This window comes from Methylosoma difficile, assembly GCF_054657615.1.
In genome coordinates this window covers 210,463-225,455 of the sequence record NZ_BAAHYJ010000004.1, presented here as the reverse complement: position 1 = coordinate 225,455, position 14,993 = coordinate 210,463, and the positions used below count along the sequence as shown (strand labels likewise).

14 protein-coding genes are annotated in these 14,993 nt (G+C 47.1%); 7 read left to right on the top strand and 7 right to left on the bottom strand.

The window, feature by feature from the left end; genetic code table 11:
• Nucleotides 1-37: 37 nt before the first annotated feature.
• Nucleotides 38-724, top strand: a complete 687-nt coding sequence (locus tag ACYQ1O_RS12735) for an O-methyltransferase (protein WP_459992173.1) — start codon at nucleotides 38-40, stop codon at nucleotides 722-724.
• 133 nt (nucleotides 725-857) lie between these two features.
• Nucleotides 858-1,865 carry a hypothetical protein gene (locus ACYQ1O_RS12730; RefSeq protein ID WP_459992172.1) on the top strand — a complete coding sequence of 336 codons (1,008 nt, stop codon included), beginning with the start codon at nucleotides 858-860 and terminating at the stop codon, nucleotides 1,863-1,865.
• 118 nt (nucleotides 1,866-1,983) lie between these two features.
• Here ACYQ1O_RS12730 and ligA read toward each other — a convergent pair whose 3' ends face one another.
• The 4 genes from ligA to ACYQ1O_RS12710 all read right to left on the bottom strand — a co-directional run bounded on the left by ligA (nucleotide 1,984) and on the right by ACYQ1O_RS12710 (nucleotide 9,099).
• Nucleotides 1,984-3,987, bottom strand: coding sequence for an NAD-dependent DNA ligase LigA (gene ligA / locus ACYQ1O_RS12725; protein ID WP_459992171.1), 2,004 nt, complete (start codon nucleotides 3,985-3,987; stop codon nucleotides 1,984-1,986).
• A 242-nt stretch (nucleotides 3,988-4,229) separates the two neighbouring features.
• Entirely contained in the window at nucleotides 4,230-4,997 is a 768-nt protein-coding gene (locus ACYQ1O_RS12720) for a cell division protein ZipA (protein ID WP_459992169.1), read from the bottom strand.
• Nucleotides 4,997-8,503 carry a chromosome segregation protein SMC gene (gene smc / locus ACYQ1O_RS12715; protein ID WP_459992167.1) on the bottom strand — a complete coding sequence of 1,169 codons (3,507 nt, stop codon included), beginning with the start codon at nucleotides 8,501-8,503 and terminating at the stop codon, nucleotides 4,997-4,999. Before smc ends, ACYQ1O_RS12720 begins: the two co-directional genes overlap by 1 nt.
• Nucleotides 8,504-8,613: 110 nt before the next feature.
• Entirely contained in the window at nucleotides 8,614-9,099 is a 486-nt protein-coding gene (locus ACYQ1O_RS12710) for a C40 family peptidase (RefSeq protein ID WP_459992166.1), read from the bottom strand.
• 362 nt (nucleotides 9,100-9,461) lie between these two features.
• Between ACYQ1O_RS12710 and ACYQ1O_RS12705 the strand changes: the two genes are divergently transcribed.
• From ACYQ1O_RS12705 to ACYQ1O_RS12695, 3 genes are all read left to right on the top strand, one after another.
• Nucleotides 9,462-9,908: a hypothetical protein gene (locus tag ACYQ1O_RS12705; protein WP_459992164.1), complete on the top strand. Its 447-nt coding sequence runs from the start codon at nucleotides 9,462-9,464 to the stop codon at nucleotides 9,906-9,908.
• Between the two features lie 154 nt (nucleotides 9,909-10,062).
• A complete protein-coding gene (locus tag ACYQ1O_RS12700) occupies nucleotides 10,063-10,848 on the top strand; it encodes a hypothetical protein (protein WP_459992163.1) in 786 nt (261 codons plus the stop codon).
• Nucleotide 10,849: 1 nt separating this feature from the next.
• Entirely contained in the window at nucleotides 10,850-11,554 is a 705-nt protein-coding gene (locus ACYQ1O_RS12695) for a hypothetical protein (protein ID WP_459992162.1), read from the top strand.
• A 56-nt stretch (nucleotides 11,555-11,610) separates the two neighbouring features.
• Here the strand turns inward: ACYQ1O_RS12695 and ACYQ1O_RS12690 are convergent, their stop codons facing one another.
• The 3 genes from ACYQ1O_RS12690 to ACYQ1O_RS12680 are packed head-to-tail and all read right to left on the bottom strand — an operon-like array spanning nucleotide 11,611 to nucleotide 13,093.
• Nucleotides 11,611-12,324 carry a dinitrogenase iron-molybdenum cofactor biosynthesis protein gene (locus tag ACYQ1O_RS12690; RefSeq protein WP_459992161.1) on the bottom strand — a complete coding sequence of 238 codons (714 nt, stop codon included), beginning with the start codon at nucleotides 12,322-12,324 and terminating at the stop codon, nucleotides 11,611-11,613.
• Nucleotides 12,325-12,338: 14 nt separating this feature from the next.
• Nucleotides 12,339-12,785: an ankyrin repeat domain-containing protein gene (locus ACYQ1O_RS12685; protein WP_459992160.1), complete on the bottom strand. Its 447-nt coding sequence runs from the start codon at nucleotides 12,783-12,785 to the stop codon at nucleotides 12,339-12,341.
• Nucleotides 12,785-13,093 (bottom strand): rhodanese-like domain-containing protein, encoded by a 309-nt coding sequence (locus tag ACYQ1O_RS12680; protein WP_459992159.1) that lies wholly within the window; start codon nucleotides 13,091-13,093, stop codon nucleotides 12,785-12,787. Before ACYQ1O_RS12680 ends, ACYQ1O_RS12685 begins: the two co-directional genes overlap by 1 nt.
• Nucleotides 13,094-13,740: 647 nt before the next feature.
• On the opposite strand from ACYQ1O_RS12680, the gene ACYQ1O_RS12675 reads away from it, so the two are divergent.
• Both ACYQ1O_RS12675 and dcd read left to right on the top strand, forming a co-directional pair.
• Complete coding sequence (locus ACYQ1O_RS12675) at nucleotides 13,741-14,025, top strand: hypothetical protein (RefSeq protein ID WP_459992158.1); 285 nt, start codon at nucleotides 13,741-13,743, stop codon at nucleotides 14,023-14,025.
• Between the two features lie 385 nt (nucleotides 14,026-14,410).
• Nucleotides 14,411-14,977, top strand: a complete 567-nt coding sequence (gene dcd, locus ACYQ1O_RS12670; protein WP_459992157.1) for a dCTP deaminase — start codon at nucleotides 14,411-14,413, stop codon at nucleotides 14,975-14,977.
• The last annotated feature ends 16 nt before the right edge of the window (nucleotides 14,978-14,993 follow it).

Sequence of the window (14,993 nt, the reverse complement as noted above, 5' to 3'; positions counted from 1 at the left end):
TAAACTTAGCTACCCTTTTTAGCCACTCGAGAACCCTATGGAACCCTTAAAATCCCCTACCGTTGTTAACCCGAACGCGATTGTCACCGTTAACCCTGCGATTGAAAACTATCAGTTCGGTCTTTTGCACAATACCGATCATCCGGTATTGGCGGAAATGGAGGCCTTAGCAGAAGCCAATAACTTCCCTATTGTTGGTCGGCTGGTCGGCGTATTTTTAGAAACTTTAGCCAAAACTGCCGGCGCAAAACGGGTGTTTGAATTTGGCAGTGGCTATGGCTATTCCGCCTATTGGTTTGCCCGGGCGGTGGGCGCTGAAGGACAAGTCATTTGCACCGAAGCGGATCTGCTTAACCAACAAAAAGCCGAAGCGTATCTAACCGCAGCGGGTTTGTGGGACAGGGTCAACTTCCAAGCCGGCATGGCGCAAGATATTTTCAATGCTACCGAAGGCGAGTTTGACATTTGCTACAACGATGTTGATAAGGGCGATTACCCCGAAATCTGGCAAATGGCTAAAGACAGGATTCGCCCAGGCGGGTTGTATATTGCCGATAACGTACTCTGGCGTGGTCGTGTTGCCGTTGAGCAGTTCAAAGATGTATTTCCTGGCTGGACGGAAGCCATTCGCCAACACAACCAAATGATCTTTGACGACCCCGATTTTGATACGTTTATCAACCCAACCCGCGATGGCGTGTTGGTGGCCCGTAAAAAAAGCTGAAATGTCCATTAGCAAGATTTCTACAAAGGCCAACCAAGGCAAAACTTGCTAATTTGCGGGTCTGTGCTGTTGGATAGAGAATAGGCATTCAAGCAATTTCATCAAACTACAATAAAAGTGAGACGGCCCCGACATGGAACAACAAGAAACGCCAAAAATAAAACAACCCCCTGTCCTTTATAACAAAACCCAAGCAACTATTGAAAAATTAACAAATTTTCTCGGTGGCCCAGTGATTTCCTACTGGAACAATCATCGCGGATCGGTTTGCCATAATGATGTGGTCGCCCTTTATGAGGTGCTTGGCAAATTGGGTAAGCAGGAGACTTTGTATTTGTTTTTAAAATCAGACGGCGGCACAGGCCAGGCTTCCTTGCGTTTGGTCAGCCTGTTACGCCAATATTGCGACCGTTTGGTCACTTTGGTGCCGTTAGAATGCGCATCGGCGGCTACGATGATTGCCTTAGGCTCGAATGAAATCATGATGGGTCCGATGGCGTATTTGACAGCGGTAGATACCTCATTAAGCCATGCCTTATCGCCAATAGACCGCGACAATGACCGCGTTAGCGTCAGTTTGGATGAGTTGAACCGTGTTATCCGTTTAGGCAAAAGCAATACAGAAGAAACCCAAGAAAATCCCTATCAGGCCTTGTTCCAATATGTCCATCCATTAGTGATTGGTGCGGTTGACAGGGCGGAATCCTTGTCGATTATGTTGTGTAAGGAACTGCTGTCGCACCATATTACCGATGAAGCCACAGCCGACCGTATTGCCCAAATTTTAAACGCCAAATACCCTTCCCACAATTATCCGATCTTACTGGAAGAAGCCAAAAAAATAGGCTTGTATGCCGTGCCATTAGATAAAAATATCAATGCGTTATTATTGGAACTCAATGAGTATTACAGTGAAATGGGTCAGCGCGCGACAACCGATTTTGACGAAAGTCGCTCGCACAGCAACGAAATTTTAAATATTTGGGAAGCCCCAGGTGTCCAAGTTTATTTCCAGCAAGACAAAGATTGGTTTTATCGCGCTGAAGAACGCCGTTGGATTACATTAAACGACAACAGTGGCTGGCGACGCATTGAGCGTGTCGGCGGCAAAACCAAGAAAAGCCGATTGCATATTTCTTAGACTGAGCCGTACTTTGGGTTTGAATGCTTTAAATCGGGCGCGTCCAAAAACAATCTCTATTGGACGCCCGATTCTTTTAGTGAATTGCTCCTTGGCTAGGCTCAAGAAGCGTTATCGGTTACATCCTATCGCCAAATTCGGCTAAAAAGGCCGTCTCATCCATCACTTTTACACCCAGTTCTTCAGCTTTAGCCAGCTTAGAACCCGCGTCTTCACCCACCAATACGCAGGTGGTTTTTTTAGAAACCGAACCCGCCACTTTTGCACCCAAGCTTTCCAATAAGGCTTTAACTTCCGCGCGCGGCATTTGCAGCGTGCCGGTCAAAACCCACGTTTGTCCGGCGAGGCTTTGTTCTTGTGTGGGTTCATGGGCTTCATCGGGCCAATTGACACCCGCGTCAATAATCTTTTGCACGATGGCTTGGTTTTTGGCATCGGCAAAAAATGCGACTACGTTATGTGCGGTCACCGGGCCAACATCGGGTACAGCCAGTAATTGCTCCAGCGTAGCCGTGCGGATGGCATCAAAATTCTTGAAATAGCGGGCGATGTTTTTGGCACCTTCTTCGCCGACTTCATGAATCCCCAAAGCCGCCAAAAAAGTGCCCAGCTTGGTGGTTTTTGATAATTCAATTGAGTCCAGCACATTCTGCGCGCTCTTCTCGCCTTGGCCTTCCAAGTCGGCAATATCGTTGGGCTTAAGCGTGTAAATATCGGCGATGGTGTTCAATACTCCTTTGCTGTGCAGCACTTCAATCAACTTTGTACCCAGATTGATGATGTTCATGCATTTGCGCGACGCATAATGGCGGATGCGTTCGGCAGCCTGCGCGGCACAGTTTAAGCCACCGGTGCATCTGAACGCCGCTTGGCCTTCGACGCGTTCAACCACTGAAAGGCAAACGGGGCAGTTTTCGGGCATCAGAATGGGCGAACGGATTTCGCCAAGCGCAACCACCCGGACCACTTTGGGAATGACATCTCCCGCGCGTTGGATTTCGATGCTGTCACCCACACACAAACCCAAACGTTCGATTTCATCCATGTTATGCAGCGTGGCGTTGCTGACGGTCACACCACTGACGAAGACAGGCTCCAATCTTGCCACCGGTGTTAATGCACCGGTGCGACCGACCTGAAAATCCACTGCTAACAAACGGGTGACGGCTTGTTGGGCAGGAAATTTACGCGCTACCGCCCATTTGGGGGAACGGGCGATAAAACCGAGCGCATTTTGCTGCGCCAAGTTGTCAATTTTGTAGACAATGCCGTCAATTTCCATCGGCAATTGTTCGCGCACTGTCTCCATGGTTTGATAATTGCCGGTAAATTCGGCGATGCTGCCAAAAAAACGGTAGCAATGCGGGTTTTCACGGAAACCCAGTTCCAAAAAATAGCCGATGATGTCCGAGTGGCGGAGAAACTCGCGTTCGCCTTGGTATTCGCCAAGACCGTAGGGAATAAATTGCAAATCGCGTTCGGCGGCAACTTTTGGGTTCATTTGCCGAATCGTACCCGCCGCGGCGTTTCTGGGGTTGACGAAAACTTTGCCGTCATTGGCTTGCGCCAGACTGTTGAGTTTGGCGAACGCGGCTTTCGGCATGAACACTTCGCCGCGCACTTCGAGAATGGCGGGCGGATTATCCGTTGTCAATTTCAGCGGGACGGATTTGATGGTTTTGATGTTATGACTGACATCTTCGCCAATTTGCCCGTCGCCGCGCGTCGCCGCATAGCTGAACAAACCTTGCCGGTAATGGATGCTGATCGCCAAGCCATCGAGCTTGGGTTCGCTGAAAATACCTAGGTTATCGACATCGGTGTCTAATTCTTTAGCGGCTTTTTCAAAAAAACTGACGGTTTCTTCCAATGAAAACGTGTTCGCCAACGACAACATCCTGACTTTATGCTCAACTTTTCGGAATTCGTCAATCGGTTTGCCACCAACCCGCTGCGACGGTGATTCGGCGCTGATGAGTTCGGGATGTTCGGCTTCTATCGCCAGCAATGCCCTGAACACGCGGTCGTATTCAGCATCAGGTGCGCTGGGGTTGTCGAGGACATAATACTCGTGGTCCCATTGGTTGATTTGGGTGATAAGTTGTAGGTATCGGCTGTTCATCGGGGCTGACTTTGGTTTAGATTAATACATTTCAATGTTTACAAACAAAAAAGCCGCCGCTTCCAAACCAAGGAAACGGCGGCTTTTCAGCAAATGCAGGTCAGTCAATCTGGCTTTTATTGCTTTGGCTATCTTTAGGCGCTTGTACTTTGGGCATGGGAACCCCAGAAGACGCGTCGGGTAAATAACCGTCATTTTTTTCTACGGGTTTTAACCGCAGAAACATAAACGGGTTAATCACCTTACAAACTCTGCCTAAACAACTCAATAGTTTCGTTGGATAACGGATTGCGCTCATGGTCAAGGATGTCGCCGCCCAGTTCCACCGCCAACAGGCGCATGGTGTCGATAAAATCGTCAAACACGGCTTGCGGGTTATCCAGCACATTGGGTTGCATGAAAAACACCACGCCTGGGCAGTAGTAGGATTCCAAATCTTCTTCAGGGAAAGTCCCTGGCTTTGCCATGCTGGCGACGCCAAAGTCAACCAAGCGGTTGGGGTCTAGGCGTTCAAAGATTTTCAAGCTGCCGTATTCAAGGCCGACAATATTGAAGGCATTGAACAAATCCAAACCATTAAAGCCTTCTTTGGCTTTCGATGTGATGCTGAATTGGATAATTTCCGGTACGTAAAAACGCGGTGCGCTGGTGTCTTCGTCTTCGGCGTAATCGATTTGGTCTTCAAACAACATGTCCGCAAACATATCCGACCCTGATATTTCTTCATCAAAACGTGCCGCTTTTTGCGGAACGGGATCAAAATCGTCAAAGTCGTCGAAGGTTTCTTTTAACACCGGTGCGGGTTGGGCGGGCGGTTGTTCGGCTTTAGCGGGGGCTTTTTTGACAGGTTGGGGTTTGTCCGCTGGCGGTTTGCGCTTAAAGCTGAAGTTTTCAAACAAACCTTCGGAAGATTCGGCGTTGCGGTTTTTAATATAGCTCCACGCCAACATGCCCATAATCACCAACAGGCCAACCGCTATTATGATGACTCTTAATAATTCTTTATCCATTAGATTTCCGCCAAACTTACTGCTTCGTCAATATCAACTGCGACCATGCGGGACACACCCGGCTCTTTCATCGTCACGCCTGCCAACTGTTTTGCAATTTCCATTGTAACCTTATTGTGTGAAATATATAAAAACTGAACGGATGCCGACATTTCTTCGACCATTTTGGAAAACCTGCCGACGTTGGCGTCATCCAATGGCGCATCCACTTCATCGAGTAAGCAAAATGGGGCTGGATTCAGTTCGAAGATGGAAAACACCAAAGCTACAGCCGTTAAGGCTTTTTCGCCGCCGGACAACAAATGGATGGAGCTGTTGCGTTTGCCGGGCGGTCTGGCGATGATGTTGACGCCCGATTCCAATAAGTCTTGATCGGTCAATTCCAGATAGGCTTGCCCGCCGCCGAACAATTTCGGGAATTTTTCCTGCAAACCGCTGTTTATTTTATCGAAAGTTTCCTTAAAACGCAGCCTACTTTCTTTATCGATTTTGCTGATCGCCTGATCCAAGGTGTTTAGGGCTTCCAACAAATCGGCTTGTTGCTCATTTAAAAAGCGCATGCGTTCGGCCTGCGCCTTGTATTCTTCAATGGCGGTCAGGTTTATTGTACCTAAACGTTCAATTTGTTGGGTCAAATCATCAACCTTGCGTTTCCAAACCGACTCTTCCGCCTGTTCGGGCAACGTTTGCAGCACTTGCGCGGCATCGGCATCAATTTCTTTCAGCTGCTCGTTAACCGTTTGTTGTCTGACGCGGCTTTCTTGCAATTCATAGCGCAATTGGTCCAACGCTTCCTTTTGTTTTTCTAACGCCCGCTGTGTTCGGGTGTAATCTTCAGACAGCTGGCTGATTTGCACTTCGATGTCATCTTGCAAATACCTGTGCTGTTTTAAACGGGCTTCCTGCGCCTCTTTTTCAACCCGTAACTCCGCCAATTGCTGCTTTTCACCATCTAAGGGTGCCTGCGTCTGTTGCAGTTTGTTTTGCAGTTCGGCAAGCCTTGCCACGGCTTGTTGTTGCTGGCTTTCAATGCGTGCCAGTTGTTTTTGTGTGGCGGTTTCGGACGTTTTTAAGCTGTCGAGTTTGGCTTTGATGGCGAACACTTGTTGGCGTGCTTCGTTAAGCCGTTGTTCGCCTTGCTGTTGTTGGTTTTGCAAGCGTAGGTTCAAGGCATCAAGGTCGTCGCGCTGATGGCTTTGTTCATCCAGCACCGCTTCGGCTTCTTCGTGCAATAAGCGCACTTCCGCCATCGTGGCGACATTTTCCGCCAATTCTTCGCTGATGTCCGCCATTTCATCGCCAATTTGCCGCAAACGTTTTTGTTGTTGCTCCAATCGAGCTGATTGTGCGCCAAATTGGGCGTTTTTTTGTCCGGCTTCAGCGCCTAAACGGCTGTCTTGTTGGCGTAGGGTTTCGCGCGTGGCTTCGGCGGCTTTTAAATGGGCTTCGGCGCTGTCGAGCTGCTCTTCACAATCGGCAATGCTCAACTGCAATTCCTGTTGGCGTTGTTTCAATTGGCGCAATTCCTTTTCGCGTTGCAGAACACCGGTTTTGCTGTCTTTAGTGCGGCTAATTTTGACCCAATTTGTGCCAAACCAAACGCCGTCTGCGCTGATGACCGACTGCCGGCCTTGCAGTTGCTTGGCGAGTGCGTGCGCCGATTGGCTGGTGTCGGCAATATAAATATCGGCTAACAAGGGGCTTAAATCCCAAGGGGCGGTCACTTTGTCCAACAGGCGCTGCCACGGTTGCGGCTCGGACAAACCGACGGCTTTGGTTTCAAAAAGCATGATGGATTCGTCATTCAGACGCGCCAATTCGGCGATGGCGGCACTGGCATCGTCCAAGCAAATGGCTTCCAGATTGGCTGCCAACACGGTTTCTACGGCGGTTTCCCAGCCGGGCTGCACCTCCAAAAACTCCGCCAACCGCTGGGGGTTATGCAAACCCACCGAAGCCAGCCAATCCGCCAAATGCTGATTGTCTTTGCCCATCGCATGTTGCTGGAGCAATTCCAACGAGGTGATTTTGCCTTGCACGGCTTGCAACTCGCTGCGCTGTTCGTGCAGGCGGTCTTGCGCTTGTTTGATGTGTTGGCGCAAATCTTGGCTTTGCTGTTGCACGGTATGCAATTGCGTTTGCACATCGGCACGTTCTTGTTCGATCAGCTCAATGCTGGCTGACAAGCTGTCAATTTCGCTTTGCAAATCAACGGCGGACAATTCGCGTTGTTCGCTGCGCAACTTGTCCATACGGATTTGCAATTGCCGGTTTTGGTTTTCCAATTGCACGGTTTTTACCCGCTGCACTTCGGCCTGTTCTTTATATTGGGCGTTTTCGTTGCGGTAAGCTTCCCATTGCTGCTGCCAAGCTTGCCGTTGCTGTTGGCTTTGCCGCTGCTGCTGTTCGGCATCGTCCAGCTGCTGCTCGGCTGTTTCCAAGCTGGCTTCGGTTTCCAGCCATTGTTCTTTAAGGGTTTCTAAAGCGTCGGTATCGGTGGCCCATTCGCTTTGCAATTCCAGCAATTGCTCGTGGGTGCGGCTGATGTCCTGCTCGGTTTCGCGGTGGCTGTTTTCGTTGTGTTTGATGGCCTGTTCCAAGCGGCTGACATCGGCAGACAAGCTGTAATAGTCGCCTTGGCAAGCATCCAGTTGCTGCTGCTGGGCTTTGTGTTCGCTGCGTTTGCTGGTCAGACCAGCATCAAGATCGCGTTGTAGCACAAACAAGCGGTTGTGTTCGCTGGCAACACTTTGCAACTGGCTGTCCAACTGTGCCGCCGATTGCTGGTGCGCTTGCCAGCGCATCGCCAACAATTCCAGCTTGAATTGCCGTTCCTGCTTTTTTAATTCGGTGTATTTTTCGGCTTTTTCGGCTTGTTTTTGCAGATGCTTGAGCTGCTTGTCCACTTCTTCGCGCAGATCATCCAAGCGTTCAAGATTTTCGCGGGTGTGCTGCATACGCGTTTCGGTTTCTTGGCGGCGTTCCTTGTATTTGGAAATGCCTGCCGCTTCTTCGATGTGGATGCGTAAATCATCGGGTTTGGCTTCCACCATGCGCGAAATGGTGCCTTGTTCGATGATGGCGTAGCTGCGCGAACCCAAACCGGTGCCTAAAAACAAATCGGTAATGTCTTTGCGGCGGCAGCGCGAACCGTTGAGCATAAACAGCGATTGCCCGTCGCGGCTGACTTGGCGCTTGATGGCAATGGTGTCGTATTGCGCGTATTCGCCGCCCAGTTTGCTTTCGGTGTTGTTGAAAATCAGCTCCACCGAAGCCACACTGACTGGCTTGCGCCCCGACGAACCGTTAAAAATCACGTCCGCCATACTGCCGCCGCGCAAATGCTTGGCGGAGCTTTCGCCCATCACCCAGCGCACCGCGTCGATAATATTCGATTTGCCGCAACCGTTCGGGCCGACAATCGCGGTCAGGTTGCCATTGATAGGAATGGTGGTCGGATCGACAAAAGACTTAAAACCTGCAAGTTTGATTTTTTCCAGCTTCATTACAACGGTGATTTTCAGGCTTTGGCAAAAAGGCTGCCATTATTAACCAAATCAGTACAGATTTCGACTGTTTGATCGGTAAAGTGTAAAAACAGGCCGAGCTGACCGGACTAATGCTTGCTGGGCGGACGCCGTGCGCCACTGTAACAGCGTTGCCAATAATGATCCGCCACATTGGAAACCATCACCTTGCCGGTGCGCTGGCTGGGCGCGTGGATAAATTTGCCGTCGTCCAGATAAATGCCGACATGGGAATAAGGCCTGCCACCTATATTAAAGAATAACAAATCACCGGCGTGGATTTCGTCATCATCAATTTCCGGCAGATTTTCAGCCATCGCCTTGGCGGTTCGGGGTAACTTAATGCCTTGCCGCTGATAAACATGGCGGACAAAACCGCTGCAATCAAACCCTTCCCTAGGATTATCCTTACCGTAACGGTAAGGCGCGCCTTTTAGGCTTAACGCATAACCCACTAACGATGGATTAACCGGCGCTGCCGTTTCAGGCGGGTTGGACGTACAGGCGCAGAGGCTTGCCAGCGCCAATACCACCAGAATGCGTGGGCGGGGTAGAACAACCAATAACTTAACCATTAACTGACCAACGAAGAGGGAAACACGGCTTTAGACACGCCCAATAACAATGGATTCTTGTTTTAACAAAACTTTTGCATAGTTAACTTCAAGACCGATTTTATTGGAAAAAATCCAAAGGCTAAATGGGGCTATCCTAGTTGGTCAGCCCTTGATTTGCCAGTCTTAAACAACAAAAAGCGCTAACTAGCGATAGCTTATTGTAGCGTGTGGGATTAGAATTCGGCGCAATACCGGTTGGAAATTAAACATCCGGTGCAATACGCTATCGCTATTGCGCCCTACGAGCTAGCATAGAATGTTAATGCATCAGAAAACCCAATAAGGGATCAACTCGGTTTGCCACGAAGGACGACATATCCATGAAAATAATAATTTCAATAGCATATATTTTTGTTACATTTTTACTGGCAACTAATCATGCGAATGCATGTAATTTAGCTAATTCATCAATAGTCTATTTTAAGCTCTTTAGCACTCAAACTTATCTGCCTGTTTCGAAAAAAGATTTTATTGGCGGAAAGCTAGGTGGAAAAATGGTTATTAAAAACACCTATTTTAAAGATTTATTAGAAAGTTCAAAAACGAGAGACGATGAGCGTTTTTTTGAAGACATAAGAATGACTGTAAATTATCAAAACCAGATTTATTTCATAAACACATCTGGCCAAATTGAACTTAACAATAATGTAGTCGGTAAATTTGATAAACCAACTAGAGATCGCTTAGATAAAGGTTACGAGCTTTATGAATGGGACACGTGCAAGCCCATGAATGAGGTTCTAAATAAAATGCTTGAAAGAAGGTAGTCAAGGCCGTAAGGCGCAATAACCAACGGGCATTGCGCCGGACTGTTGGAGATCAAACATCCGGCGCAATACGCTACCGCTATTGCGCCCTACGAGCTGAAGCAAATCACGCAGACAGCTCCTTACCGTAACGTTGGGCTTTAGGAAATCAACAGTGCTTAATCCAGAAATAATTACAATCGCAACAGGGGTCTCTAGTCTTTTGGGCCTTCTTGGCTTAATTGCCTATTTATATTACTCACAGAAAACTCGCGCCGTTGAAAGATCAATAAAGGGCATTATAGAGGGAGAGGAATTATTTAATGCAAAACAAGTTGTTGAGATCCTTAGTCAATTTAAAGATGATGAAAAAAGGTTACAAGCATTAATAGCACTTACGAATTACAGTTCAGACAAAGCCAAAGCGCTGTTAACAAAAGTTAAAGAAAATGTTGATGTTGAAAATCTAGCAACAATTTCAACAAATCATTATCTACAAATTGCAAAAGTATCTTCTAGACTTTTCGGAATATTGGCGGCAATTGGTTTTGTCTACAGCTTGTTTTTATATTTTTCAGAGCATCTGATTGTGCCGCCTAACCCGATAGTTCCTACCTCGATCACCGAAAATAAAAATATTAGCATTGAAATTGAAGCTCTAATAAAAGATTTCGAAGCCGAGCAAGATGATAGAAGACATAACGCCCGAGATAAGCTCGCTTTGATGTATTCTTCGTATAAAAATGAAGTATCAACCGCTTTTATAAAGACCATCAAGACAAGAGGGAGCAATTATAGAGTTGGTCTTGGAGTATTGAAAGTTCTGAGTGAAGAATCAACGCATGGCTTAGCAAGTAAAGAATTAATGGATGAGCTTGTTACGTTAAAAAATTCGGAAAATATGAAAGACCCAACTTTCAATAAAACATACTTATCGGCTATACAAAATCAGGGTAATTAGAATGAATACAGTGCCTAATGATCCGCCACAAAAGCGCAAGAATAAGTTTGGTAAATTACTTTCAAGATATTCGACGATAACCAAAAATATTCTTTCATCAATTAAAGATTTATCCATTATTATTGTAGTCGTAATTTTTATACTCAAACCTGAGTTGATAGCTGGATTCCTTGAAAGCCATCAGGTCGAAGCTCAAGAAGTTAAGTTTTTTGGGATTCGACTCCCATTTAAATCATCGTTAAAAGAGTTAGAGTATCAGGGTAACTTGCAACAGTTAGCCATGGTGAATTTAAATACAACTGACCCAGCGCTGAAAAAAGCTGCTACTGCAACGTTGTCAACTAGCTCTATGTTTTCAGAAGAAATCGAGTCAAATATCTTGACTAGCAAGAAATTTGAAAAAATCCAAGACTGGGCTCTTGTTCTTTCTGTTCACAACACTTTATTAGAAGCCAAAAACTTTATATCCACTATGCCACCTGAAGAGGCGGCAACGTCGATTAGCATTTATCTTAAAGACGACCACTATCGTGTGGTTAATTATTTTGGCAGTGGCGAACTTCTAACAGAAGCCATTCCAAAAATTAGAAAAAAATTCCCGCATGCATTTATTGTAAGCATCGAGAAATGGTGTGGTAGGGACGATAAGCAGAATCATTCTAAAATCAATGATTTTAAAGCTTGTCAGAAAGATAGGACGCAATAACCAACGGGCATTGCGCCGCATGTTGAAAATTAAACATTCGGCGCAACGCAAGCCCATCAACACCCATCATCATGCGCAAAGCGCACACGCTCTTCCGCCGAACGGCCTAAGGCCTTAGCAAACCAAGGGGGTGGCGCGGCAAATACGCTTTGGAATTCTTTCAATTGTTCAACCGCATCAACCACATCCGGCACTTTAATCGGGTAAATATCGGCGCGGATGACTTTTGCCGCCGCTGGGCCGCCGATGGATTGCACAAACAACACATGGCAATCTTTGATTAAACTGGCGCGGAACAAATTGCGGTCTTCGGCATCGTCGGCTTCGATGGTCGAACGAATATCAATCAAACGGTAATCAGACGCCGACAATTGATAAACCAAAAAACGGATGCACGAACCAAAATGCCCATTCACCAACGCCCCGCTGTTTGATCCCACGGCGACGCGGATGGATTCCGGCAAATCGCCGTCTTTATACGGTTGCGCGGTCGGCAAATCTTCGTCTTCCGCCTCATCGCCCCAGAGATAGCGCACCGCCAGTTTGATGTTGGCTAAACCGATGCCAATGTCTTCGCCGTCTTCTTCGCCATCCAAACTGCCTAAGCCGGTTTTTAAATTGGTGACGGTGACGGATTTGAGTTTTTCGTCGCTCAACGGCGAGCCGACACGTTCGTGCAAAATGTCCAGTATTTTGGGGATGTCCACACCCGGCAACACGCGGGTGGCGAGGGCGATGCGTAAGGCGAGTTCGCGGGGTAATGCGTCCATGTTAGCTCCTAAGATTAAGACTGGTTTGTTGCGGAAAGTAGTTTGAGGATGGGGCGGGTGGAAGCCAAATCCAGCGCGGTGAAATCATCATGATTTTGCAGACGGGCATCCGCACCTGCCGCCAGCAATTGCTTAACTACCGCTTCCCTGCCGCTGGAAGCTGCGTACATCAACGCCGTCGCGCCGGAAGCGGTGTTTTGATAATTCAGGTTAATGCCTGCATCAAGCAAAGCGGTAATGCAATCGCTGGCTTGGGCATAACAAGCCGCCCATAACGCGTTATTGCCGTATTCATCCAAGGCATCCAGCGGCGCGTGTTGGGCAAGTAGAAAACTCACCACATCACAGCGGCCTTGTTGGCTGGCGAGAATCAGCGGCACCACGCCCGATAGATTGGGCTGCGTCGGCTGGGCAACTGAAAAATAGTGGTTTTGCAGCCACTCCCAAATAGCCGACTCCATTACGCGGCCTGATGCAATTCTTTCCAACTGGCATAACCACCCGCCATGCTGTACACGTCTTTAAAACCAAAATCGCTGAAAAATTCGGCAAGATGCTCGCTGGCGTGTCCGTAATAACAATAAATCAACAAACTGCGTTGCTTATCACCGCGTTTCACCAACGATTCTTTCAAACCTTCGTGCACATGCAAGGCATCGTCCAAATGCCCGGCTTTGTAATCTTTCAGATCGCGACAATCCAAAATCAGCGGATTGGCGGTTTTTATCAAGTTTTCAGAATCGGTAACGGAGAGGGTTTTAAATTTCATAGTCGTGTTAATGACATTGCTCGTCATTCCTAGCTAAATGGATTGTCGGAAACCCGACAAAATCAATGGGCTTGTCGGGGTTTAAGGTGGATTTTGCAAACTTAGCTACGACATTTCAAACAGTTATGGGTAGCTAAGTTGATTACCTATAGCAGTGCAATTTTTTTGCCAAGAGGTGGAAAGGTTTGATTTACGCGGATTAGTGGGCAAAAAAAAAGGCATCCTATCCGGAACATAGGGAACCCAAGTTGGTTTGCTGAGTAGAAATGAAAAAGGTGTTTGATGGATATTAGGTGGTAATGATGCCTGTTTTATCTTTTGCTCATTTAATTAAAAGTGTTATGAGATGAACTTATCGAACAACATTTCAATGGAATTATTTAGATTGTTAGAAATTCACTATTAATGTTGTATTAAATCATTAGAATTATGAATGCGTAGTGGATTTCTAAGCTAAGTGTTAGATATATTGAAACATGACTTAAAAGACAAGCCGCTAAGCCAATTTACTAAGAAAAGCTAAATATGAACAACTTATTGGAATTATTTTTTTCAAAATTTCAATCGAATTAGAAGAATGAATGATGTGTTGTTTTTCATCATTTAGGACGTGTAATTAACACTAGACCACATGGGAAAACAACGACATGAAATTTAATGCAGCTGAATTTATAGCATTTGCGCAATTCGCTCAGGATCGTGATTGGAAAACAAAAAAAGGTCTTCAGTTCTCCTATGAAGTTATTAACTCCGGTATTTGCCTATTACCTGAATCGGGCAAAAAGCGAAATATCTCAAACTCGGAAATCCTCAAATTCTGTAAAATTTTTAGTGAAACTCAGTCTAAACTAACCTCCGACTACAAAGAGCTATTCAACAAATCTTACTTGCTGGCTATTGCTATAGAATATTGCACTCAAGGTAACGAGTAAGGTGGATTCGCGCCAGCAATCCACCATTTCATAGCCACGGTGTTGCATTGTGCATGGTGGTTTGCCTATCGGCGAAACCACCCTACAGCAATAACATTCAACCCACTAACGCCATCTCCAAAACACCGAATACCTTGCATTGGCAAGCTGGGTCAATGGCGTAGGCACTTCCCACTGATCGGCATCGGGGTGACTGACTGGGTCAGATCACTTAACGGCGTCGTCCATCACCATTCTTAAACGCATAGGCAATCGCTTGGCTGTTTTCTTTCAGGCCAAAAGGGTTGCTGTCAGCATGGGTAAATGCCGTGCCGGTGTTGCCAACAAAGCAAAGGGTCTGTGTTAAAATCTGCCCATTGAAATCAAACCAGTAAAAGCACAACTTATGAGTATTAAATCGGATAAATGGATACGCCGCATGGCGGAGCAGGGCATGATTGAACCGTTTGAAGCAGGGCAGGTGCGCGAAGCCGCCAACGGCAATAAAGTGATTTCTTACGGCACATCAAGCTACGGTTACGATGTGCGTTGTTCGGACGAATTTAAGATTTTCACCAACATCAATTCGGCTATTGTCGACCCGAAAGACTTTGACCCCAATAGCTTTGTCGATGTGAAATCGGATGTCTGTATCATCCCGCCCAATTCGTTTGCTTTGGCAAGAACGGTGGAGTTTTTCCGCATCCCCCGCGATGTGCTGACTATCTGCCTGGGCAAATCCACTTATGCGCGTTGTGGCATTATCGTCAATGTCACGCCGCTGGAGCCGGAATGGGAAGGCCATGTCACCTTGGAATTCTCCAACACCACAACGTTGCCCGCGAAGATTTACGCTAACGAAGGCGTGGCGCAGATGCTGTTTTTTGGTGGCGACGAAGTCTGCGAAACCTCTTACAAAGATCGGGGCGGCAAATACCAAGGCCAAACCGGCGTCACCTTGCCAAAAGCCTAACCACACAGGATAAAAC